22 protein-coding genes are annotated in these 25,390 nt (G+C 37.8%); 1 reads left to right on the top strand and 21 read right to left on the bottom strand.

Annotation, left to right across the window (positions count from 1 at the left end):
- Position 1: 1 nt before the first annotated feature.
- The 18 genes from G504_RS0110830 to G504_RS0110745 form a co-directional block, all read right to left on the bottom strand.
- A complete protein-coding gene (locus G504_RS0110830) occupies positions 2-439 on the bottom strand; it encodes a thioredoxin family protein (protein ID WP_019670200.1) in 438 nt (145 codons plus the stop codon).
- A 135-nt stretch (positions 440-574) separates the two neighbouring features.
- Positions 575-1,156: a cysteine hydrolase family protein gene (locus G504_RS0110825; RefSeq protein ID WP_019670199.1), complete on the bottom strand. Its 582-nt coding sequence runs from the start codon at positions 1,154-1,156 to the stop codon at positions 575-577.
- A gap of 26 nt (positions 1,157-1,182) precedes the next feature.
- The gene (locus G504_RS0110820) at positions 1,183-2,058 is read right to left on the bottom strand and encodes an ABC transporter ATP-binding protein (protein ID WP_019670198.1); all 876 of its coding nucleotides are present in this window, start codon (positions 2,056-2,058) and stop codon (positions 1,183-1,185) included.
- Positions 2,055-2,726, bottom strand: coding sequence for a molybdate ABC transporter permease subunit (gene modB, locus G504_RS0110815; protein ID WP_019670197.1), 672 nt, complete (start codon positions 2,724-2,726; stop codon positions 2,055-2,057). Before modB ends, G504_RS0110820 begins: the two co-directional genes overlap by 4 nt.
- Positions 2,726-3,127, bottom strand: coding sequence for a TOBE domain-containing protein (locus G504_RS19495; protein WP_019670196.1), 402 nt, complete (start codon positions 3,125-3,127; stop codon positions 2,726-2,728). Before G504_RS19495 ends, modB begins: the two co-directional genes overlap by 1 nt.
- Positions 3,120-3,932, bottom strand: coding sequence for a molybdate ABC transporter substrate-binding protein (modA, locus tag G504_RS0110805; protein ID WP_019670195.1), 813 nt, complete (start codon positions 3,930-3,932; stop codon positions 3,120-3,122). Before modA ends, G504_RS19495 begins: the two co-directional genes overlap by 8 nt.
- A 29-nt stretch (positions 3,933-3,961) precedes the next feature.
- Positions 3,962-4,726 (bottom strand): SOS response-associated peptidase, encoded by a 765-nt coding sequence (locus G504_RS0110800; protein ID WP_019670194.1) that lies wholly within the window; start codon positions 4,724-4,726, stop codon positions 3,962-3,964.
- Between the two features lie 97 nt (positions 4,727-4,823).
- The gene (locus tag G504_RS0110795; RefSeq protein WP_019670193.1) at positions 4,824-6,221 is read right to left on the bottom strand and encodes a short-chain fatty acid transporter; all 1,398 of its coding nucleotides are present in this window, start codon (positions 6,219-6,221) and stop codon (positions 4,824-4,826) included.
- Positions 6,222-6,363: 142 nt separating this feature from the next.
- A complete protein-coding gene (locus G504_RS0110790; RefSeq protein ID WP_240473038.1) occupies positions 6,364-9,612 on the bottom strand; it encodes a S41 family peptidase in 3,249 nt (1,082 codons plus the stop codon).
- Positions 9,613-9,800: 188 nt separating this feature from the next.
- The gene (locus G504_RS0110785; RefSeq protein ID WP_019670191.1) at positions 9,801-11,102 is read right to left on the bottom strand and encodes an alpha/beta hydrolase family protein; all 1,302 of its coding nucleotides are present in this window, start codon (positions 11,100-11,102) and stop codon (positions 9,801-9,803) included.
- A gap of 30 nt (positions 11,103-11,132) precedes the next feature.
- Complete coding sequence (locus G504_RS0110780) at positions 11,133-11,933, bottom strand: class I SAM-dependent methyltransferase (protein WP_019670190.1); 801 nt, start codon at positions 11,931-11,933, stop codon at positions 11,133-11,135.
- Positions 11,934-11,936: 3 nt separating this feature from the next.
- On the bottom strand, positions 11,937-12,482 hold the full coding sequence (locus G504_RS0110775; protein WP_019670189.1) for a GNAT family N-acetyltransferase: 546 nt from the start codon (positions 12,480-12,482) through the stop codon (positions 11,937-11,939).
- A complete protein-coding gene (locus G504_RS0110770; protein ID WP_019670188.1) occupies positions 12,479-12,964 on the bottom strand; it encodes a DinB family protein in 486 nt (161 codons plus the stop codon). The genes G504_RS0110775 and G504_RS0110770 overlap by 4 nt, the downstream gene beginning before the upstream one ends.
- A gap of 68 nt (positions 12,965-13,032) precedes the next feature.
- Positions 13,033-14,430: a Gfo/Idh/MocA family protein gene (locus G504_RS0110765; RefSeq protein WP_019670187.1), complete on the bottom strand. Its 1,398-nt coding sequence runs from the start codon at positions 14,428-14,430 to the stop codon at positions 13,033-13,035.
- A 216-nt stretch (positions 14,431-14,646) separates the two neighbouring features.
- Positions 14,647-16,971, bottom strand: coding sequence for a patatin-like phospholipase family protein (locus G504_RS0110760; protein ID WP_040444141.1), 2,325 nt, complete (start codon positions 16,969-16,971; stop codon positions 14,647-14,649).
- 78 nt (positions 16,972-17,049) lie between these two features.
- Entirely contained in the window at positions 17,050-17,823 is a 774-nt protein-coding gene (locus tag G504_RS0110755) for a methyltransferase domain-containing protein (RefSeq protein ID WP_019670185.1), read from the bottom strand.
- A gap of 21 nt (positions 17,824-17,844) precedes the next feature.
- Positions 17,845-18,048, bottom strand: coding sequence for an O-methyltransferase (locus tag G504_RS19875; protein WP_019670184.1), 204 nt, complete (start codon positions 18,046-18,048; stop codon positions 17,845-17,847).
- 182 nt (positions 18,049-18,230) lie between these two features.
- Positions 18,231-20,687: a mechanosensitive ion channel family protein gene (locus G504_RS0110745; RefSeq protein ID WP_019670183.1), complete on the bottom strand. Its 2,457-nt coding sequence runs from the start codon at positions 20,685-20,687 to the stop codon at positions 18,231-18,233.
- A 370-nt stretch (positions 20,688-21,057) separates the two neighbouring features.
- Here G504_RS0110745 and G504_RS0110740 point away from each other — a divergent pair, with 370 nt between their 5' ends.
- Positions 21,058-22,422, top strand: a complete 1,365-nt coding sequence (locus tag G504_RS0110740; RefSeq protein ID WP_019670182.1) for a cyclic 2,3-diphosphoglycerate synthase — start codon at positions 21,058-21,060, stop codon at positions 22,420-22,422.
- Between the two features lie 90 nt (positions 22,423-22,512).
- Here G504_RS0110740 and G504_RS0110735 read toward each other — a convergent pair whose 3' ends face one another.
- The 3 genes from G504_RS0110735 to G504_RS0110725 all read right to left on the bottom strand — a co-directional run bounded on the left by G504_RS0110735 (position 22,513) and on the right by G504_RS0110725 (position 25,390).
- Positions 22,513-24,111, bottom strand: coding sequence for a serine hydrolase domain-containing protein (locus tag G504_RS0110735; RefSeq protein ID WP_019670181.1), 1,599 nt, complete (start codon positions 24,109-24,111; stop codon positions 22,513-22,515).
- A gap of 1 nt (position 24,112) precedes the next feature.
- On the bottom strand, positions 24,113-25,027 hold the full coding sequence (locus G504_RS0110730) for a mechanosensitive ion channel family protein (RefSeq protein WP_019670180.1): 915 nt from the start codon (positions 25,025-25,027) through the stop codon (positions 24,113-24,115).
- Between the two features lie 63 nt (positions 25,028-25,090).
- Entirely contained in the window at positions 25,091-25,390 is a 300-nt protein-coding gene (locus G504_RS0110725; RefSeq protein ID WP_019670179.1) for a chaperone modulator CbpM, read from the bottom strand.

The following is a 25,390-nucleotide window of genomic DNA, read 5'->3' as shown; positions in this document are numbered from 1 at the left end:
TTTATCCGGAAAAAGATTCTAATAAATTGATATATTCTTTTACCGATATATTTTTATATCCCGTTTGGCCCAATACTTTGCCATCCTCATCCAGAACAACCACCAAAGGAAAGTATCCATTGCTATTATAGGTTTCCGCAAGTTGCGCGTTTTTATTTTTTTGTTCTGGCGGGAGCCTATTTTGTTTTTTGCGAGGAAAATCTGCCAGTAACATAACAAAGTGGTCAGCAGCATAATTTTGGAATTCTTCACTGCTCCATATTTTCCTGTCAAGTTTTATGCAAGGGGCGCACCAATCAGATCCCTGAAATACCAGAATTATAGGTTTATTCCCGGCTTTTGATATTTCTTTGGCTTTGGTAAGATCAGTTTGCCAATCCTGGGCAAACAGTAGTCCCGTTCCCAGGAATATTGTAAATAATATAGTTCTTATTTTCATATGTTAGACTAACGTGAATTTTGAAGTTTTCGTATTGCTATTTACAGAGTTTAAAATGCCTTTTGCATTGGTTATCAGGCAAGTTCATTAGCCAGACTGAATCTTACAAACCTAAAACCTTACTTAGGAAAAACTCTAAATCTCGTATTCTTCTGCGATTTGTCTCAATAATTCATCTGTGCCAATGACTAAAGCGAATTCGTTGTGCAAACTAGCCAATTCAATTTCATGGATCATTTCAGCTTTGAATTTGGTTCCATAGGGACCTACTTTATCAAAGGTAGCCGTGGCATCTGAAACCAAAAAGGTATCATATCCCAAATTCCCTGCCATTCTGGTGGTGCTCGATATACAATGATCTGTGGTAAGTCCGATTATTACTAATTTTTTAACTGACAGGCCATCCAATTGTTGTTTTAAGTCTGTGCCTATAAAAGCACTGTTCACTTGTTTTTCAATAATTGATTCATTTGCCAGGGGCTTTACAATATCTTTAAATTCATTCCCCGGTTTACCCTGAACGAGTGGGGAATTTGGATTAGTAGAATTGTGTTTAATATGAAAGATTGGAAACTTGTGATTTCTCCAGAAGTTCAGGATCCTTTTTGCGTTGGCTTCTGCATATATATTATTTCTGTGGCCGCCATAATAGTCAACTTCATCCAGCCCTTTCTGCATATCAATGAGAAGCAATGCCGGTTTACCTGTTGAATTCATAGTAAGGTTTATTCTTATAGATGAAATTATTCAATTTTATATAGAATCGGATTAAAAGCCTTTGAGGCTACCATCACTTTGTCTCCAACATTCAATGATTGTATTTCAGATTTATCGGCAATTACTTTAACCACATTGTTTTGTATTAAAACGGAAACAATTAAGACTACGTCCTGAGGTTCTATCTTTAAAATTTCCCCGATAAATTTAAATTTACCACTGATTTTTTCGTTAGAAAAGATCTCACCTGGAATACCTTGCCTCACAATTTTGCCCTGATCAAGAACTAAAACCCGGCCAGACAGTTTCATGATTTCACCTATATCGTGGCTTATCAATATAGTCGTTAAGGCGTATTCATTATGGATTCTTGTAATATAATCCTGAAGTTTCAACCTGATTTTATAATCCAGGGCAGCGAGGGGTTCATCTAATAAGAGAATATTGGGTTTGCAAACCAGGGCTCTTGCAAGCGCTACCCGCTGTTGCTGGCCGCCGGATAGGGTCTGTGGTTTTCTGTTTTGAAGATCCCCGAGTTCCATCATTTCTATAAGTTCTGCTATTACCTTTTTATTCTGTCCTTTATTTGAGGCAAATTCCAGATTTTCGAGCACGCTCATATTCGGGAACAAGGCATAATCCTGAAAAACATACCCTATATTCCTCTTCTGAGGAGCAATAAAGATTTTGTTTGCAGTATCAACCCAACTTACTTCATTTATTGTTATTTCTCCCTTATCTGGTTTGAGGAGGCCGGCAAGAATTCTCAAAGTTGAGGTTTTTCCTGCACCAGATTCACCGTATAATGTTACTAATTCCCCTTTCTTAATTTTGCATTTAATGCGCAGGTTCATTTCACTGTCGTACGCTTTTAATTTTTTATGAATGTCAATTTTAATCATTTCCAAAAGCGCTTTAGATAACCCCCGTTTATTAAATAGACCATTAGCAGGATACAAAAAGTTATGACAAACAGTACCGCAGCATAGAAATTAGCTGCACCATAATTCATAGCTTCTACTTCGTCATATATGGCAATGGATGCGACTTTGGTTTTTCCCGGAATACTGCCTCCTATCATCAGTACCACCCCAAATTCACCCACAGTATGGGCAAAAGCGAGTACAATTCCCGTCAATAGGGAAGCTTTACAATTAGGGAGAAGTACTTTGAACAAAGTGGTCCATTTGGATTTTCCCATTACCTGAGAAGCTTCCGTCAGAGAATGCGGCAGAATACTCAGGCCGGATTGAATAGGGTGCACCATAAAGGGCAGACTATATATTATGGAGGCAACAACAAGTCCTTCAAACGAAAATACCAGTTTAAGACCAAGCCATTCATTTATCCAATTGCCAAATGCATTACCCGGGCTGAATGCTACAAGGAAATAAAATCCCAGTACCGTAGGGGGTAATACCAGAGGCATGCTGATAAGTGTTTCTATAAAGGGTTTTGACCTGGATTTCGTATTAACCATCCAGTATGCCAGGGGTACCGAAATAACCAGAAGAATTGCGGTGGTAACAACAGCCAGTTTAAAAGTAATTAAGAGTGGGTCCCAATTCATTATTCAGACAACATTATTTCGTTAGTTTTAACCATGGCGCATACTGTTAGTTCTTCTTTTAAACTAAGTTTATCTGCCGCATTGGTGGTGATAATGGAACTTATATCACCTGCAGAAGTATTGATAACTATGTTACTTAATAACAAACCGCGTTCAATGCGACTAATTTTACCTTTAATCTGGTTTTGAAGGCTAATTAAATGGGTTATATCCTTTCCAATAACCACTTCGGTTTCCTTAAATAAAACCTTAACTAAATGACCTGCACTTAGATAGGATGCCGTTTCGGGAGTTTCGATGATGATAGCCTTAAACAATGTTTCATCAGAAAGCGCTACGGTTACCAGTGACAAACTGCCGTTAACCTGAACTTCCTTAATATGACCTTTTAAACTATTCATCTACCGAATATCCGAAATCTTTTAATATAATCTTTGCCTCATTGGAGAAAAGAAAATTATAAAATTTATTGGCCTGCTGTGAATTTCCATCAGATTGTTTTATGACAACTGCGCCTTGTGAAATTGGTTTATAATCAGAGTCATTCACCAAAACCCATTTACCCTTGCCCTTCATTTCCGGCGCCAGAACCACGGATTGCGCTGTAAATCCAATTTCGGCTGATTTGGAATAAACAAATTGGTTGGTTTGGCCAATACTTTCCCCAAAAACCAATTTATTTTTAAGACTGTCCAGGAGTCCATATTTTTCCAATACTTCTATTGCTGCTTGTCCGTAAGGTGCTGTTTTGGGATTTGCCAGTGCAATATGATTAATGGACGAATCATTCAGGTTCCCTGTTGATAACGCCAGCCCGTTAATCATTGTCCATAATACTAATTTTCCGTAGGCGTAGATTTCTGGTGGAGCGGTAGTAAAACCTTTATTATAGAGGTCTGAAGGATATTTCATATCAGCCGATACAAAAATGTCAAATGGAGCTCCTTGCAAAATTTGTGCAGTATGTTTACCCGAGGAACCGATAATTAACTGACAGGTAATACCTGTCTTCTCGGTAAATTTTTCTGTAATAGGTCCCAGTGCATATTGCATATTAGCGGCGGCGGCGATGGTAAGTTCAGATGATTCCTTTGTTGCATTATTACAGGAGAAGAGAAGGGCCAGAAGGAGAAGTGAAATACAGCTTAGTCCCCTGTTTTTTTTTTGTAATTTATCCTGGAATACTATCATATCATTAGCAATCATCAATTATTTATTTTATTAATCGAAGTACTTTAAAATTCCAACTCGGCATAGGCTACCTCTTCGGTTATCTCAGGGATATTACCAGGATATTCTTTTCCTCTGAGCCGCCTTACTGTATGGGCTTTAAGTTCGTCTTCCGGATAGGATTGAATAAGTTCCTGAATATTTTTTTTATCCAATTCGTCCTCCATATGCTCAAGCCATTTATCTGCCAGTTCATCAGGGAGTATTAAGGGCATTCGGGGTCCTGCTGCCTTCGGATTATTATGGATCCTGCTCATCATAGTATTGCCTTCCGTTGTGACAATAGAAAAGGTGTTTATCGGTTCTCCTGTTTCAGGATCTGCCCATTCGCTCCAAAGTCCTGCTAGCGCCAGTGGTTCCCCATCCTTTCTGCTTAGATAAAAAGGATAAGTTTTCCCCCTAAAATGGTGATGCTCATAAAAGCCATCTACATAAATAATACATCTTTTATTTTTGGCGGAATCACGAAAGGATGGTTTTTCAAAAATGGTTTCTCCTCTGGCATTAAGCGTTTTGTTCCAGAGATTTTTTAGTTGCGCTTTATCTTTTACCCAAAATGGTACAAGGCCCCAAATTGCAAGGGTAGGTTTATAGGGGGACCTATCCGGATAGATAAATAATTTTGGGTGTTTAAAACCTGATACATGATAGAGTGGCAGATCAGACAAGGGCACGAGTTTTTCTATGATTTCTTCAATGGCTTTTTCGTTGCCATAGTGTCTTGCCCTCTTTAACTGAGCCTCCAAACTTGCCTTTATATCATAGCACATAATTAAATTTAAGAAATAATGTTTAATAAAGCTGCTGTGTTTCTATTCAAAAGGGAACTGGGTATTGGCCTGTTAAAGGATATATTCAATTGTATGGTTATAGTGGCATATATACAAGCAATACCGATTGAATGATAAAAAACAAAACAAATGGAATAACAAAGAAACCCATAATATCTCTTGCCTGCAATTTGGTTCCGGCTGCCATAACCGGAAAAATAATAAGCAGGTAAAAAGGCTGGAGGGCATTACTCAGGCTTTCGCCATAGGCAATGGCCATTGACGCTCTTGCAATCATAGCGGTAACTTCTAATTCACTCAAGCCTGCTCCCAGGTCTTTAACCACACTAATAATACTCGGACCAATTACCGCAAACTCCCCACCGGCAGAGGGGATGGCAAAATTTACCAATCCACCTGAAACATAGGCTAAAAAAGGATAATTGGTCATTGTCGCAAATGATGACTGGATTTCTCCAATTTTGTCGCCCAGACCTGTTGAAAACATAATTCCCATGATGCCGGCATAAAATGGATATTGAAAGAGTATTCCGGAAATATTACTACTAGATCGTTTCATGGAAATACTATAGCGAAGAGGTGTCCTGTGCAGAAATAGTCCAAGGATCAAAAACATAAATATGATAATGTTAAAATTCAGATCAAATCCATTTAAGTAGAAATAATTTCCAATATAAATAAAGCCAAAAATGGAAATGGTGATCTGCAAAAATGCGCTATTATTCAATATGTCGGAGACAGCTTTAAAAGGCAATTTATAGGAATCCGCTTCTTCCTTTACAGAAGATTCCTTTTGCAGATTATCCAGGATCAAAAGATCAGATAATTCTTTTTGTTTGCTGTTTTTTGGGATTAAAATGAGAAATAGGAATGGACATACGACAATAAATAACAGAATCATAACCAGGTTGAGATTGGATCCCAGGGTATAGGCAGTTGGTATTAATTCTGAAAGAATTCCTGCTTCTATCAAAAAGTTATCTTCGGTATTTAATAAAAGGGCTATAGAACTGGAAGCCCCGGCAACCCAGCTGCCCATGCCAAAATAAACACAGGCAATAAGGAAAGGATAGTTTAACCCTTTCACTCTTATCGCCAATTCTCTGGCCAAAATGGCTACAATGACGATCATTCCGAAACTGATTAAGGAAAACAACGCACTGGAAATCAATACAAATAAATAAACCTGACCCGGAGTTTTTATAAAACGCGCTATCCAATTTATTCCTTTTTCAACAGGATCGGATTGTGCTATGCTGTAGGCTGTTACAATAACAAGGATAATCTGCATTCCAAAGGCTAATAAAGACCAAAAACCATCATACCAGCCACTTAGCACGTTCATAAGCGAGGCATCGGTCCAAATAAGGGCCATAAGACCTGTGAACAATGTGAGGAGTAATGCAAACACATAAGCACTGGGCATGTATCTTATGAAAAGATCCGTAAAAATTTTTCCCAGTGTTGAAATCATTTAAATAGCCAAAAAGTATGTATGGTTAACAAAAGATCTGTTCTACTTATTCATTAAATATAGGGCTAAATACAAAACATTGTATTTGAATTAAAATAAATGTGCCATGCCAACAAGAGTACATCGCACATTAATAGGTCTATCAGTTAGTTTGGCGAACCCGAACAGGGTATTCCGGTCGTTTGGGCATTACCGGAGGATTACTTTTGAGTTGCTCCATTACTGTTTCAATGGCCTTTTCTAATTGGGGGTCCCCCCCTGAAATAACCGCTTTTGGCCATTGTTCAATCTCAATATCCGGCGTAACACCTTCGTTTTCTATCCGGTAGCCATCTTCGTTCCAAAAGGCAACATTTGGTGCGGTAACTGAACCACCATCAATAAATTCTGGAAAGCCTAGTACACCTACAAGACCTCCCCAGGTTGTTTTTCCAATTATTGTTCCCAGTTTAAATTTTCTAAACATCCAGGGTAGATAATCCCCTCCGGAACCGGCAGTTTCATCAATAATCATCACTTTAGGCCCCTGTATTGAACCACTGGGAGCGTTAAGGTCATTGCCATACCTGAAATTCCATGAGGCCTGATAGGGTTTTTTCAAGATATCTATATAATAATCTGCCAATTGCCCACCACCATTATGTCGCTCATCAACTATAATGGCCTTTTTATTCACTTGAGGGAAGAAATAGCGTTTAAAATATTGATGTCCGGCCCCGGCCGTATTGGGTACATATACATAGGCTACCTGGCCATTCGTAGCCTTGTCTACTTTTTTAATATTTCCTTCAACCCAATCCCTGTTTCTAAGTGAGCGTTCACTTTCCACAGGTACTACCTTCACTTTTCGAGAACCAGATCCATCAGCAGAAGCTGAAACCGTTAGCTCAACAATTTTATTTTCCGTATTCTCAAAGAAACTATAAAGATTTTGATCTGCTTTGACTTCTTTACCATTTACAGCTATTAAATATTCTCCTTCCGCAACATTAACACCCGGTTCTGTTAAAGGCGAGCGTAGTTCTGGTGTCCAGTTCAGACCTCCGTATATTTTTGCAAATCTATACCTGTTGTCAACCACTTCATAATCTGCCCCAAGTAGTCCTCCGCCTACCTTATCGGGGTTATTCATGCGGTCACCACGACTGCCAAATCTATGATGTCCCACGGATAACTCACTGCACATCCACTGCATAATTCTGTAGAGATCACTTCTGCATGTAACATCAGGCAGGAAACGTGCATATTTTTCTTTCATGGCATTCCAATCCAAACCGTGCATTCCAGGGTCATAGAAATAGTCCCTGTTTACACGCCAGGTTTCGTTGAAGATATTAGACCATTCCTGTCGGGGATCTATTTTAACTTTAATGCTGCCAGTGTTTAATGTTCCATTTTCCGGTTTTTTACCTACCTCTGTTATTCCCCATGTTTGCTCTTTTTGGAATAACATTTTTTTACCGGAAGCAGCAATAGTATACCAATTGGCTAACATAACTTCTTTATCTTCCCGCTCCTTTAAATCGTACATTCTCAGAGACTGAGGATCACTGAAACTGCTATGTGGCTTACGTGATAAATAGAATAATTTTCCTTCTTCAGAGCAACTTAAACCAGAGTACATACCCGGAGATATGGGGAGGTCAATTATTCTATTGGTAATTCCTTTCCAATCTATCTTCAAAGGAGGTAGTGTTGCTTTTTCCTTCTTTTCATCTTTGTCTGCATCATCTTTTTCAGATTTTTCATCATCTTCGTTATTTTCTTCGTCATTTTCTTTAGCCAAAGGTGACATAAGTTCTTTCTGCAGAGTTACCAAGTAGATAGAATTGGTCATCTCCATATCCTGATTAGACTGATCAAACCAATTCACAACAGGACCGGCATCTGTGGAGGCAAGCATATAGATATATTTGCCACTCGGATCAAAGATGGGTTCCCGAACGTTGGAAAGCCCATCGGAAAGTTCAAAAGATTTATTCTGAGCTACGGAATATACATAGGCCCTTTCAAAATTTGTTTCCGTTATAATAGTGTAGGAGACCCATTTTGAATCATGAGACCAGGATCCAAATAGCTCTCTGAAAGAACCTGGAATATAAAGCATGTCTGTTCCAATTTTAGTAATCTTGCCACTCGACGCATCTGCTACAAATAAATTTCGCCCATTATCTACGAAACATAATTTCTTACTATCCGGTGACCAATGCAGGTAAGCATAAAAACCAGCTCCTGGAATGGGGAGTTTTTTTATTACTCCGGTTTCCAAAGTTTTTAGATGAAGGCTATATTCACCAGAGGCATCAGAAAAATAGGCTATTTGTTTTCCATCTGGCGACCATTGCGGGTATTTTTCATGAACTCCGGGGGTTTGACTAATATTCTCTACATCACCTTTTTCGGCAGGTACCGTAATGACTTCTCCTCTATAATCAAATACTGCTCTTGCACCCGAAGGTGAAATACCTGCACTTCGTATGTAGTTATCCCCGGAAACATAGCGCGGTCTGAGTTCCAAAAGATCCGTGGCGATGGGGATAGTAATTTTAGAACTACTAAGGGAATTGGAATCAAATGAATGCAGATATCCCGCTTGCTCATAAATTAAATCATTGTTATTCGTATTCAGACTTATCACGGGAAAATCCTCATAATTGGTAAGTTGGGTAACAACTTTAGAATCTAATTCATAGGCAAATAAATTAAATTCTCCATTTCGGTCACTTCTGAAAAACACCTTGTTTCCTATCCATTGAGGATTGGTATCATTTCCACCAGACGCTGGTTTGTCTATCTCAACAACATCGTGGGTTTCAGTATCGTAAATCCAAATACGTGATTGTGTGCCTCCCCTGTAATTTTTCCATTGGTTAAATACTTCATATAAAGGCGTGTAAGCAATATATTTTCCATCTTCTGAATAAGACGAGCTAAATGCACTAGGAATGGGTAGTTCCGAAGGCTGACCACCTTCTATTGATACGGTATAAAGCTGGGCATGCCGATTTGTATACGTAGATCTGCGAGAAATGAAAAGGACACTTTTACCATCGGGAGTAAAATCTCTAACCTGATCCCAACCCGGATGCCATGTTAGTCTTTTGGGAAGCCCCCCTTTTGAAGAAACAACAAAAACGTCTATGTTACCGTCATATTCCGCACTAAATGCAATCATGGAACCGTCCGGTGAAAATACTGGGTTAGATTCTACCCCTTCATCAATGGTAAGGCGCCTGGCGTTAGAACCATTTTTATTGGCTATCCAGAGATCCTCTGCGTAAATAAAAGCAATATTATTTTCACTTATTGCAGGACTTTTCATTAACCTGGTATCGCTCGTATTTTGAGCATTAATTTGATAAAACCCTATTACTAGTAAAATGACCAGCATTGGGTAATTTTTAAGGCGCATTGACATATGATTACTTTTATTGATTAGTTAATATTTATATTAGTTTACAGAAAGTGATTTTTTAAAGTTTTCAGTCACTAAATATAAGGGGGATTTTGGTCTTACGAAATTTAGAATTCAATATTCATATAACTTTTTAGACAATGTAAAAGAACCATGTTGAAGGCTTAATTGGTTACCGAAATAGTATTGATCCAATTCTCCAAAGTTGCTACATATTCGGGATGTAATTTAGACCAATACGGAAAATCACTTTGCCCGATATCGTACATAGAGTGGGAAGCACCCTGCAGTAATACAATTTCATAATTTTTGTTTTGGGCTTTCTTAAGAGCTTCGGTAATTACTTCATAACTATCTTCAGGAATTATTTCATCTAAACTCCCCTGAACAATCAATACAGGCTGTTTAGTTTTTTCAAAATATGGAATAGGGGTAAAGTTTAGTTTTTTATCTATTTCAATCTCATGAAGCTTTGGAATCCATACCATATTATACCAATCTTGTGATTTGATTAAATTGATCTCTTTCTCAAGAGTTTCTTTGGAAATATTTCCTGCAATCGTTTCAAAAACTTTACGCTCAAAATTTGTTGCCTGCTCAATATTTATACCCAGGTTTTTAGTATTTCTGTTTTTCCAGTAGTTAAGATCACTCTCCAATAAGGTAGTGCCGGGGCAGCTTACAGCTATTCCATACTTGAGTTCTTTTAATTTATTTAAAATATATGGGATCTTGGTAGCTCCCTGGCTACTGCCTTTTATACCTATACGATTAAGCGGGATAGTTGATTTTTCTGAAAACCGCGTAATAGCATTAATATCATCTGAAGCAAGTTCTTCTATACTGGCCTTTGGCCAGTTACCTTCAGAGATTCCTGTTCCCCGTTTGTCATAAATAAAAGTGGTGAAACCTCGTTTGGCAAAAAGTTGAGCCTCTGCTCGCGAAGCACTTCTGTCTGAATTGCCTGAAGAAGTGACTATAATTAGACCCATATTATTGTCTTTCCGGGGTGCAGGATAATAGATAGTGCCATTCAACTTCAGACCATTAGAATCATAATTAATGTCCTCAGTTGACAATACTTTTTCATTGGCCATAGTTTTAAAAAGTGCGTATTGAATTTCAACTGTATCCACGGCCAGTGTTCCTCGTAATTCAGTATTATTGTTTTCAAATTTATTTTTAAACGAATACGTGTAAAAATCACTCTGGAGTTTAAAATTTATTGAATCTCCATTTACCTCAACCTCCCTAAAAGGGATGCGATTTGCGTTTTGTTGAAGGCTCGAAAAAAATACTTTCCAGTTTGTAGAATCCCGCTCTATATCAATTGCAATTGAATCTTCAAAATTTCCTTTTTTGAAGAGACCACTATATTTCCCGGTAGGTTCAGGTAATTCAGTTTTGGATTTATTTGTACATGATACAATGGCCAGAACCAAGAGTACATAAAAGTATTTAGTCATGAGTTAACTATGTTAAATTTATTTTTCCGATTACCTTTTTTTGCCTTCTAAAGAATATACCATGGGTAGTGTGTTTCCAAGATGCTTAATCCTGTACTTACCCGGTTCCGATTCAATAGTGAATTTAAAGCAGTCATATGGTGAATAATCATATTCCTCCAGGGAGGTCACTTCAATACCATTGTTAACCAGACTGGTTAAAACTTCTCCCAGGCCATGATTCCACATTACGTATTCCAGATTAATATTAGCGTCCCTGTTAGCGTATGTCCCCGTCTCGGATTCTACTATGGGTCCCGAATTGAAATAGCGATAGGCAATCTTACTAAATTCATCATCGAACATCCATACAACTGGATGAAACTCAACGAAAATTAGTCTGCCGCCCGGTTTTAAAAACCTGGAAACAACCGCCCCCCATTTGTCCAGATCAGGAAGCCACCCTATAGTGCCATAAGTAGTGTAAACTATATCAAATTCATCATTTAAATGATTGGGTAGGTCATAAAGATCGCAGTTGATGAATTTGGCATCAAGATTTGTTTTCTGTGCTAATTCTCTGGCCCTTTGTATAGCCTGGTCAGAGAGATCTACTCCTGTGACATCTGCACCCATCCTTGCCAGCGAAAGGGTATCCAGTCCGAAATGACATTGCAAATGCAATATACTTTTACCTTTTAGATCACCAAGGAGATCTATTTCTATATTTTTAAGAGAGGTTTTTTCCTTGAGAAATCCTTTGACATCATAAAAATCAGATTCCATATGCGTATCCGTCTTGCGGTTCCAGGAGGCCTTGTTTATGTTAAGGTAATCGGAGTCCGAATCCATAAGTTATAAGCTGGTTTTTAAATTCTTAAGATACTGTTCTTTAGATATTTTATAATACAAGGAGTTCTCTATACCCTTGCAGCTATCGTTTTTCCAATATTCCATAGCGAGTTTTACCAGAACTTTTATAGAAGCCGTATTTTTCATTGCAACTCTCCCAATGATCTCTTTTATATTAAGGTCCATAAACCCATATTCAAGACAAGCTTTGGCAGCTTCTGTGGCATAGCCTTTGTTCCATTCTCCCCTAAAGAAACGAAATCCTATATCGATTAAATTCTGCTCATTTAATTTTAGTCCGCACCATCCTATAAAGGCGTTGGAATCTTTCTTGATTACTGCCCATCTCCCAAAGCCGTTGTTTTCATAATCCTTGTAGTTATTAAGAAAATCTCTCGCCTGTTCAACAGTTTCAAAAGGTGGGTCGCCTGTATATCTGATAACCTCAGGGTCCGCGTTTAGTTTGTAGATGTCAAATGCATTGTCAAGTTCGAACTCCCTTAGTATTAATCTGGGAGTTTCTATTAAGGGTTTTGCCGGATGACTCATTCCTTTAACAATTTTATCACCAGTCCAATTTGTCCTAAATGGTAGATGTCATGGTGTAACATGCCTTCAAGTACAAAGGAATACGGATAATTGCCTTTGAACTCAGGGTCATAGTATAATTCATTCAGGAATGTATCATCCTTATCCTGCAAAAGCTGAAATAACTCACGGAGTGTATTATTATCCTCTTCCCGAAGCTTCTCCCAGCCACTGGACTTCAAATCGTCATTTGATCTCCAGTTGTTTGGATTGGAGTCTGTAAGTTCACCTCGGCCTGTTTTTATTTTTAAGATGGTATCCTTCCGCCAGGAAATGATATGTGCAATAATTTCCGCAATACTATGTACAGAAGGCAGCGGACGTACAAATAGCTCATTTTCATTTAGTTCAGATAATCTTTTATTATAGGATGTTCCGGCCCAAATTAAACCATCATGGACTTCACGCATTTGCCTTATTATAGAATTTATTTGTTTATTCATAAACAAAAAAAATTACCTTCCCATTCTTGAGACGAATGATATCAAAAGTTGTTTGGAAAACCCTAAAATTAAGCTATGATATCCAAGGGTTTCGTTTCTTTCCAATTGCCCCGGGTAAAATCGGGGAATGCCTGCGGGGCACCGTCATCGGCTACTGAACGTTCACTTAAAGGAGAAACCGCACTCCAGAAACATCCTTCGTAAACGTTTTGATCCAATGGGAGTCCATTTCTGAGACACTCAATTATGCGGTAAACCATCATCCCATCCATACCACCATGACCACTTTCACTGGTGGTTGAGGAGAGTCGCTTGTATAAAGGATGATCATATTTTTCATAAAGAATCGCTAATTCTTCTCCCTGTGCCCATTGATGATGACTCTCTGTAATTCCTTCAACACCACCTTCCAAAGCCACCCTCGTAGGAAAACCGGCCAAAATACCTTTAGTGCCCTGTATTAAGTTAAGCCTGGAATAAGGCCTCGGACTTGTTTCATCCCATTGAACCAAAATAGTTCTGCCCAGAGCGGTCTTGATTATGGAGGTATTCATATCGCCACCCTTATAATCCATTTGATTCCACTTATGATCGGGTGGATAATTTTCCTTCGCATATAAAGCCCTGCCCATAGCCGGGGTTGAATAAGACACAAGACTTTTAAAAGTATCCTCAGTACGACCCAGGTTCATATATTGCGCTACCGGGCCCAGCCCATGAGTGGGGTAGATGTTTCCGTTTCTTCTGGCATAATGATAAGTACGCCAGGATCCGGTGCCACGTTCAACCTCATTCATCTGTGTTCTCAGGTCATGAATATAGGCAGCCTCCCCGTGTAATAGTTCGCCAACGACCCCTAGCCTGCACATATTCAGGAATAGTAACTCGTCGCGACCATAATTTACATTTTCCATCATCATGCAATGTTTTTGGGTCTTCTCCGAGGTGTCTACAATCTTCCAGAGCTCGTCAATGCTAATGGCTAAAGGTACTTCCACAAAAGCATGGGCGCCTTTGTTCATTACTTCGATGGCCATTGGTGCGTGGTTAACCCAGTTCGTTGCAATAAAAACCATATCAGGTTTTACTTCTTCAAGCATCAATTTCCATTTATCTTCGCCACCATAATAGGTAGCAATATTTTGATGTCTTTCGCCTTTGCCCATTTCTTTAACCACACCTGCCCATTTTGTGGCAAGATCTTCATATAAATCGCAAACAGCCACAATTTCAGTTCCAGGTAAAGAAGCAGAAAATTTTAAATGTTGAGGTCCCCGCGCACCTACACCAATTACGGCAATCCTTATTGTCTCTAGTTTGGCAGCTGCAAAACCACCCATATACATCGCATTTGTCTCACGGGCATTTTGGACTTGACCAGATACTGGTATGATAGATGCAGCTGCAATACCGGCGGCAGATAGGGATGTCTTTTTTATAAAGTTTCGTCTGTTAATGTTTTTCATCTGAAAGCTTTTGGAAACACAGAGGTAATTTACAGTTTTTTGATGAAAAAGGCGGGATGGTTTATAGCATTATTTTGCAGGTCTTATATTGCCATGCCTAATGCAGAGCGCATAAAACGAATAGCCTTTTTTATAGCGGATCAAACAAAAAAACCAGGGCGCCGTAAAATTAGATGTGTAATACGTTAAAAGTACACTTCACAATCCTGAAGCCTATCAATTGGACCGGTTGAATGGGAGACCTACACTGAAAGTCAATCTGATCTTATTAATGTCATTTACCCAGGACACATCAAAATTAACCGGGCCCAGAAGTGAATTATAGGAGAAAGTTGCCCCTGCCGAGAGCAATAAGCTAGTCTCGAAATTTTCCTGCCAGTTCCCATCGGGTGAAAATGCATCTTTGATGTATTCATTGAAATCATTAAAACCAACGGAGGCGATATTCAAGTGCGGTGTAATAAAACATTTTTTTATGGGATTTATCTGAAGTCCAAGATCTAGTTTGATGAATTGATTAACATTTAATTCATCCTGACGCAATCCCGGAAACAAAGAGTTTTCTTTATTTGGGGTGACTGTATTTCCGCCTAAAAAGTATTTTGCGGCATATCCGTAATCTGTGAAGGAGAGATCATTAGATTGCAATTCATCTTCAAGAATAAAACCAAAAGACCCACCAACAATTCCGGTAATTTTTGTTTGAAAAGGAATTCGTTTCTCCAGCCCCACTTTTAGTTTTGTATAGCCGTTTGTCTTTCCATTAACATCCATAATAGTATTATCACTATAAGAAAGATTAAAATCATTTAGTAAAGACCTTCCAAGTTTCACTTTAAAATATGAACCTCTACTGGAGAAGAAAACATTATTGAGTGTATTTCGTGTATAATGGGCATAAATTTCAGTATTGTTATAAAAATAATCCTTGAGAAAAAGTATACCATCGTTAATGTCCGGGTTAATTACGGGTTTTATTTCAGAATAATTATAGTTGATCCCAATGCCGATAAAACTGTGTAGTGAATTAATATTTTTATTGATCTCATTATCAAATAGGAAGTAATTATATTTTATATTATCCGCAACTTCACCATTCAAATAAATTTTTTGTTTTAATTGCTCCCCAAAAAATTCGGATCGCCACCACCATTCTTTATATGTTCCAAAATTTTTCTGATACTGTATTCTAAAGCCGGGTTGTTCTGCAACATCGAGGGTGATGAGGAATCTGGAGGCATCACCAATAATATTTCTGCCTGTGTAATTTAAAATTAAGCCAACCCCTCTGTAACCATCATAATGCAAGGATCCTTTTAGCTGATGCCTGGACTTCTCCAAGCCAGTAATTTCTATTCCTCGTTTTTTATCCAGAATAACCGGAGCATAGGTAATCTGACTAAAAAGATTGGTTCCCATTGCCCGGTCTATGCCTGCTACAAATTCTTTGGGCGTGTATTTTATGCCCGTTTCAACATTGGTTCTTGCCTTCACAAGATCCATATTGGCCTTGCTGATATCTTTAAAGATTATCGTATCTAAAATAAATTCAGGTTCTATATAGGGAAGTTCATGATTTCTTTGGGGATATTTTTTCAACTTTTCAGCTAAGGCGACTAAGGCATCCGTGTTCTGAAGTGTTGCAATTTTGCCCTCTTCGTAGATCTCATTGCTTTTTGAAAAATCTCCTGTAGAATAACTTAAATTTGGGATATGATCTATGAGTACATCACATAGTTTTCGGTTCTCCGGATTCTTAAGATTACTGGTCAACATTCCTGTTTGAAACAAAATAGTGGCAATATTATCCAATTTTTCAATAGGTGCCATGCCGCCACCAACATCACTTCCTATAATAATATCGGCACCCATTTCTTTGGCAATATCCGTTGGAAAATTATCGAGTATGCCTCCATCAACTAAAAGCGTATTGTTATAAGGTACAGGTTTAAAAATACTGGGAATAGACATGCTTGCCCTCATGGCGAGCATAATAGATCCCCCGCTTATGACTACTTCCCTGCCATTCACAATATCTGTGGCTATAGCTCTGAAGGGGATAGATAAACTGTCAAAGTCATTAATGTAATAAACAGGATAGGCAAGCGTAGATAAAAATTCTCTTAGCTTATGATCATTTATTAGTGAACTATTTATTTTTGGTTTTCCTTTTTGTAAATCTAAATTTACCAGGTACCTGTTAAATTCGCTTTTTTCTTCTACGCTAACATCAGACAGACTAATATCGCCACCTAACAGATCATCCCAGTTGGCATTCCTGGCAATATTGGCAATACTGTCACCACTATAACCCATGGCGTACAAACCACCAACGATACTGCCCATGCTGGTTCCCAATACGAGGTCAGGGACAATTCCTAAAGAATCAAGGGTTTGAATCAATGGAATATGAGCTATTCCTTTAGCCCCGCCACCACTCAATACCACAACAACTTTTGGTTTTTTTTCCTGTGCTGAAAGTGTTGGAATGATCCCCAATAAAAGCGCAAGGAAGATAATTCTAAAGTGTTTTCTTATCATGGAATACCTTTTATTTTTAAATTTATAGTAGTAGGGTTTTAAAATTGTGATATTCCGGGGGTCCATATTCTCATAAAACTATTCTTTTATAGTTCCCAAAAGGTAAAGAATAATTCCGGGACCTGATTTGATCCTGTTTATTTCCCAATCAAAACTTTCTTTATTATCCAGGTCTTCAACCAATTTCTGCATTTCCCTTACAGAATAGGTGCGCAGGGAAGAAACAATTCCGTCCCACCAAACAAATAGCGGAACAATGGGGATAAGATAAGTAAAAAGTATTCTTCCAAATTTAAAAGGGCGAATGAAAGGTGTTGTTAAAAGGACTGTTATTGGCGATAAAAACATAGCCAGCAAACTGGGAAAGCTCCGTTCCGAGGCTTCAAATATTCCTATAGAAGAATTAGTGTCCACAGCATTTTGTAAAATTTGTTGGGCGTCTTTTGGTTTGAAGTGATGCAAAGACAAAAACATGGTTCGGAATCCCTTTAATTCTTTTGGTACATTTCTGGCATCTATGGATTTTGTTATAAATTCAAAATTATCAGCTTGCCTCTGTGTATATTCAAATGCAGAAATATTGGGATAATAATCTGTCAGTATGATTTTTAAATTGGGGGTTGTCTTTTTAAGTTCTGAGTTTAACCATAGCAGGCCACCACCACCCCCTGATCCAAGATCGAGTATGCGGTTTTGACCAGACTTTTTAAGGCCTTTTTCAAGTATTGGAATAACAGGCTTGTACATTTTGGTTTTATTTGACAGGAATTGCAGGAAATCTGTCCCATAATTTCTTAGGAAAGCCGGGAGCCAGCTTTGATCTTCAAGTTCAAATAAATGTACTCTACCCATTTTCCTGTCTTATCAGCTCATCTATTTTTTCGCTACAGCAATTACCCCGGCAGACCAATTAAACTTTGCCAGATTAATTTCATCCCTGTTCTCAAGATTTTCCATACCATCTATCATCCACGATAAGGAGAAGCCTATTTTCGTGCCCAGTTCAAGCAGTTTTGCATTGGGTTTTGATGCAATAATTGTTTTTAACAAGCTGCCAATATAAAGATCTGATGGCATTGAGAATTCGATTTCCCTGCACCTCGCAACTATCCGGGGATGTAGCTCAGGGATATTATTTACGTTCCATTTATTTGTCACCGAAAGTTTTTTATTTTCTGCAAGCCATTAGAAAACGGCTTTTTTCAACTAATATCGAATCTCAGAATTCAATAGAATACACCCTAAGCAGGAAAGTTGTATTAATTTTCAGTTTCCCGAATATCATTAAATCCCTTTGGTAAATGAACCACGCGTTGTGGGAATGGGATTTCAATATTTAGTTCTTTAAATTTGTTATAAATACCTAAAGTTACATCACTTTTAGTTTGCAGGCCCTTTTCAAAATGAACCCAGAAAAGAAGCCTGAAGTCTAATGAACTCTCACCAAATTGGCTAAATAGAGCTTTAGGTTGCGGCGTTTCCAGAACATCCTCATGCCCAATGGCGATCTCAACCAGTAGTTTAAGAATCCGGTTGGGGTCTGAATCGTAACTGGTTCCAACTACAATCTCAATTCTTTTGATATTGTCAGATAGGGTCCAATTGATCAGATCATTCGAAATTAAATTATTATTGGGAACCACAACCTCTGCACCTTCATACGTACTAATCTTGGATGACCGCACACCGATTTTTTTAACTGTACCCAGTAATTTGTTTACTTCTACGCTGTCTCCGGGCAAAATGGGTCTTTCAAATACTAATATGATGCCCGAAATAAAGTTTGAAACAATATTTTGCAGGCCAAAACCGATTCCTAAGCCAAGGGCACCGGCCATTAAATTAAATTTACTTAAATCTATTCCAAGAACGGAAAGGGCTAAAATAAAGCCAAAAGCCAGTATAAAATAACGGATTACCAATGAAATAGCTGCCGGAATCCCTTTTGGTAATTTTACTATTTTTAAATTAATCTCTTTGCCATCTAACAGAAAAGAAATAAAACTTGTAATAATAAAAGAAGCGGCAAGAATACCAATAAATAACAACAATGTGTCCAGGGTAAAAGTAATGCCTCCCACTTTGTAAGGTTCAGTAAGGATACCATTTAATAATTCTGTCAGCGGCCTTAGCAGATCTATCATCTTAAGAAAATAGATAGCCCAAAATATGCCTATCAGGATTCTTAAAGACTGCAATACTTTTAACTCAATTGTACTTTTTTTTATCGGATCATAATCATTTTTTCTACAATAACTATTGTGTATAATCCCGATTGAAAGGGCATCTGCGGTTTTTAGAATTGCATAGAAGACGATAAATAATACACTACTTTGGATGCAAATTTTTATGGCTAAATCGGTCAGGTTAGTGTATCCTAAAACATTGGAGATAACGGAGATAATTATGAAAAAATATACTACAGGCGTTAGTCTAATCAGGAAAGCACCCTTTCCCTTTTTATATAACTCCTTTGTTCTTAAAAACGGATAGGTGAAATAGAACAAAATAGAGGCAATCAGCAGTGCCTGAAACAAGATGTATAGCCTGTAATGTGGTGATGAAAACCAAAAATAAGTTTTACTAACATCAAGAACGAAAATCAGAATTATAAAGTAAATGATATTTTTAAATCGCCTATCCAAATATGGTTGCAACAATGGTAAGGTAGAAATAAGAAGTAATAAGGCCAGAATATCATCAAAAAGCTGAGGGGTATTTATAAAGAAAAATATGGCGCATAAAATCGTAATAAAGACGATACACCATGCTGTTCGTTTTGTTATAAGATCTTTGGCATTTTGCAAATCTTCGCGCGGTTCTTTAAAATCGTATTTAAGAAAAATCCTTTTCAAGTAAACAATCACTGTTGAGAAAAGAGCAATGATTAATATAAATAAGTAAATATCATTTTCACTTGACTTTATAAAACTGAAAATATTTGAAATATTTCCCGTAATTGATTCTACTCCCGCTTTTTCTGCAGTATCTTTTTTAACTATTTTAAAAGAGGTTTTCCATAAGGGTGGATGTCTTAAATAAAATAATTGGTACACCTTGGAATTTTTTAGAGCAATCAATTCTTCAATGACTTCTTCAATAATAAAAACCTGATCACTTATTCTGGATTCCAGTCTCAGGTAATAATTATTTTCATCTTTAATTTTCTTGTAAATGGCTTTTACTTCCTGCTGGACATTTTTTATATCAGACAGCAGGGGAGAAGGAACATTTTCCAACTCAGCATTTTGATAGGTTAACTCCCAGGTTTTGTCACTAAAATATATTTCTTCGGCTAATATTGAATTTCGCTCTTCGTAGTCATTTATTGTAGATTCCCAATCTCTTAAATAGTCTAGAAACCCATTCCATTTTTTGATTTGATTATCTACTTTTTGTCTGTTTGGATTCGCTATCATGAATCTTTGCACATCTTTCCGGCTTCCACTAATAAAATCAACATAAAGTGGCAGCATGGAATCAATTTTCATGACACTTTTCCTAGGCTCAATTTTCTTCTCAATCTGATTTAGCTGCTTTATTGTACGTTCTATCTCCTCCATTATGTTAAACACAGGTACAGGCTTGGGTTGATTGCCCAAAGTTGTATCAGCCTCTTTTGTGTTGGGAGTTGCCTGCGATTGTATAACTACAGGAATAGTAAAGAAAACCGCAATGAGAAATGATCCCAGGTGTGAATTAAATTTTCGTAACATAGGAAATGCTTTTAGACCTCATACGAAGATAGCATTTTTCTTTAGGCATGAATAAGCTGGCAAAGAAGTTTGCTTTCAGCTACAAACCCGATGTGTGTTTATGCGTAGCACTTATATTTTTTTATAGGAATATTCACTATAAAAGCATGATCAGTTAGATTTCAAACTGTTCAACTTGCAAATTCCTTAAGTTTCAGTACAACAGATCACACAAATAAAAATGGGGAGGAACATAATACGCGCTATTATATGTTTTTTGAATCGTTCGGGTACTTTCGGTCTGGTGCATCCAAACATGATTCTTATCATTTCCGGAATTGTAATACCGGCTTATCTTCGATAAAATAAATGAATCTAAAAATAATCGAGCATGATAAAAAAAAGAATCCTTATCATGGGAGCTGCCGGCCGTGATTTTCACAACTTCAATACAGTTTACAGAGATAATGAAAGCTACGAGGTAGTAGCTTTTACCGCAGCACAGATACCAAATATCTTAAATCGTAAATACCCGGCTTCACTTGCAGGAGAATTATATCCTGCTGGCATTCCGATTTATGATGAAAAAGACCTGCAAAACTTAATTGTTGAACATAAAATTGACGATGTTATTTTTTCTTACTCGGATATCTCGTATGAAGAACTTATGCATAAAAGTGCTTTGGTAAATACTGTAGGGGCAAATTTTGTGTTGTTGGGCAGGGAAGACACCTCCATTAAAAGTACAAAACCCATAATAAGTATAGGAGCTACCCGAACAGGTTGTGGAAAAAGCCAGACTGCCAGACGAATAATTGAGATTCTTATTGACAAAGGATTTAAAGTTGTTGCCATACGGCACCCGATGCCCTATGGAGACCTTGAGGCGCAACGAGTTCAACGATATGCCCGCCTGGAAGACCTTGAGAAATATGATTGCACCATTGAGGAAATGGAAGAATACGAACCTCATATTGTACGGGGAAATGTTATTTATGCGGGCGTGGATTATGAAGATATCATAAGGGCGGCTGAGAATGATCCGGATGGTTGCGACATTATTGTCTGGGACGGAGGTAACAATGATTTTCCATTTTATGAATCTGATTTACATATTACCGTTACGGATCCGCACAGGGCAGGCCATGGTATAAAATATTATCCTGGAGAGGTGACTTTAAAGATGTCTGATGTTGTGATTATAAACAAAATAGACAGTGCTCGTCCAAAAGATGTTCATAAACTTAGAAAACTAATTTCACAGGTGGTACCGGGAGCAATTGTGATTGATGCTGCTTCACCAATACGAGTAGCGGATTCTTCAGTTATAAAAAATAAAAGGGTTCTGGTGGTAGAAGACGGGCCTACATTAACACATGGGGGCATGAAGCTCGGAGCCGGTACATTGGCTGCACAAAAATTTGGAGCATCGGAGGTAGTAGACCCAAGGCCTTATTTGGTTGGGCAATTGGAGGATACCTTTGAGACGTATCCGGGAATTGGCAAATTATTGCCTGCCATGGGGTATGGGGCTAATCAACTCAGGGATTTAGAAGTTACTATAAATAGCTGTGATTGTGAAGCAGTAGTCATTGGCACACCCATTGATTTAAACAGGGTGATAACTATAAGAAAACCAAGCACAAGAGTTTTTTATGACCTTCAATCTATCGGGAAACCGAGTCTCGAAGAGGTTCTTGAAGAATTTTTAACAAAGAAAAATATAAATAAAGCAATTGAAGAGCTGATAGAATAGTTGCATAAGGTTAGAATTGTAAGCCGGCAATGGCAAAAATAGGTTTAACATTTAAATTCCAAATTAAAGTAAGGGGCGCATTGGCGCTCTTTACTTTTTTTGGGAGTTAGGTTCAAATGATAAAGTCAGTTGCTGTAATTTCGCTTCTTTTTCCGGAGTAAGGGTAAAAAAGACATTGATGAATCCTTTCTCCGTGCTAATTTTAAATCTGCCCCGCAGCTGATTATAGGGCACAATTTCTTCGATTTCCAGAACTGTACCCGCCTTATCAAAAATTCCCTTAGCTTCTGCCATACGGTGCTCACGCGATTTATCCATGTAAAAATTCTCAGCCAGGAGTTCCTGTTCCAATTCAGGATTCCATCCTTTAATTAATTGTTTAACCTGTTGTTTTCGCTCCCTTAGAATATCTGATATAGGAAGTTTACGGGGTTCTAATTCCAAGGTCTCGAATAGTAATTTTTCAATTTTTTTAAGTGGCCATGGCGCTGTATAAGTAAGGTTGCCAAAGGCCATTATCCCAATTCCATAGTCGGGATAGAAGACATAATTACTTCCAAAACCCGGTAAGGCGCCTCCATGCCTTACCAATTTCAGGCCTTTGCAATTGGTATGGATCCCTAATCCGTAGCCATATCCGGATACAGTTGCACATGGTTTATTGTTAAAATCTGTTGCTCCAGTATTTAAAGTGGGAAATTGAGGTGTATGCATTTCTCTAAGCGTACTACGTTTAACGGGACCGCTTTCCGGATCACTTCTGGGTGGCCAGGCAGATAGGTGAAAACTCACATATTTACTAAAATCTTCTATGGATGTAATTAAGCCCCCCATTGCTCCATAAGATCCATCATGAAGCATTGGTTCCAGTTTCCATTGGTCGTCTTCCCATCGGTATCCTATAGCTAATTGTTCTTTTGGGATATTGGCATATTCCCAATAGGTATGTTTCATGCCAAGTGGCATTAAAATATTCTCTTTGATATATCGCTGGTAGGGCATTCCGGAAACACGACTGATTATATTGCCCAACAGGGCATATCCGGTATTGCTGTATTCAAATGTATAGGAGGGCGGGTTGGAAAAGGCAATACCATCCGCAAGAAGGTCCAGGAGCATTTGATCTGTTTCATCCAATTGGCGGTCTCCCCACGGGTTATCCTCAGGAAAACCAGCGGTCATTGTCATAAGGTTTTCTATTGTTATGTCAGGGGAGTCTGCAGTGAGGTATTCTAATCCTCCCATTTCGGGGATATAATTCACCGCAGGATCAGTAAGTGATAGCTTGCCTTCATCGCGTAATTTCATAATTGCCATCGCAGTAAAACTTTTACTCATAGATGCAATTCTGAATGCAGAACTGGTCTTTGCAGGCAGTTCCTTGCTTATATCCAACATCCCTGTCGCCGAGGCAACTACCAGATTGGTGTCAACAACAATCCCATAGGTCACTCCGGGGATGTGACGCTCTTTGGCATGCTCTTCGATCAATGCATGCATTTGTGGAGCAATGTCCTTTATCTTCTCTAAACGAATGTCTGTTGTAAAAACAGGTTTTTTATAGGATTTTGAGATGGACCTGGAATCCGATTCAACTTTTATCCCTGCTATTTGAGGTGAGTTACATGAAATTAGCAGTGAAAGTAAAAAGAAGGGGATTAAATGCTTTTTTGTGATTATAATAGCCATTCTAGGTTATGTCTTTTTCGTTAATATTTACTGTTGGAATTCGGACAATTTCTACGGTTGAAGAAGCCAGAACTACTTTACCTTTTGTTTCTTCAAACCCTTTGCTTATCAATTCGCTTAAAATATGTTTTGTAACCCGCCTTTTTTTATAATCCACTATGTATCTTAGATTAAACTGAATCCAATTATCTGTCATGGTTATGGCCAGAGTAGGTTCTACCTTGGCATCTTCAATATAATATCGCTCAACAACATCCTTCCATTTGGCAATCGAATCTACCACATATTCAGATAAAGTATCGGTTGCTACTTTAATAATTATATCCTTCGCCAATTCAATATCTGATCCATATCTAATTGGCAAATTAAACTCGTCCCATATAAAAGGAAAATCCATTGAATAATTATAGATGGGACCTTTAAAAACAAATGCATTACTTAATTTAATTATTCTTCCGCTATAATTGTCACTACTAACCCATTCCCCAATTTCCATCATCGTGGTATAGATACTGTCTACATCTATAACATCGCCTTTAATTCCATTTATTTCTATTCTATCACCGGGTTTGTAAACTTTTATAAAGAAAATATAAAGAGACCCGGCAATACTTAAGATCAGCTCCTGCAGGGTAATTGCCACACCTGCCGATAATAAACCGATAGCTAGTGTAAAGTCCTTAATGTTTCCCGTAAAATAGGAGAGCGTTAAAATAATCAGGATTAAATAACCAATTACTTCTATTCCTTTTTGTGACCTGTATTTAACCTTGGAGTTTGGTAAATTTTTACGGATGAACCTTCTCAGTAATTGAATAAACCCAATTACCATCACCACAAGGACAATATATTTTATAAAAACTGCCCATGAAGGATGAGCTTCCAGCCATTGTTTTATAAGCTCCAAAGATTCCATAATTTTAAAATTGATTTATTAATACCCGAATAATATTACCTTTCTTATAGAATTAATACATTCTTAAAAATCGCTTTCGTACAAACGCAACCTGTCATGCAGCTTATTCACTTCATTCTGCAAAATATCTATTTTTTGAAGCAGGTTGAAAACTGCATCAATACCTTCTGTATTTATATTTAATTCCTGGTGGATCCGTATCATTTTCTCCACATCACGAATTTTATCCTGATGGAGATAGGAAGTCTGTTCAAAGGTGGTAATACTAATTAAACCCTCTTCATGGAGTTTATCAAAAAATGAGGTTTTAACACTGTAATGCTCACACAGGTGCATAATTGGAATAAGATCTTTTAGTTCCAT

This window comes from Eudoraea adriatica DSM 19308 (assembly GCF_000382125.1).
Classification (GTDB): domain Bacteria; phylum Bacteroidota; class Bacteroidia; order Flavobacteriales; family Flavobacteriaceae; genus Eudoraea; species Eudoraea adriatica.
The sequence above is the reverse complement of the archived record's forward strand: the minus strand, read 5'-3'. Positions and strand labels throughout refer to the sequence as shown.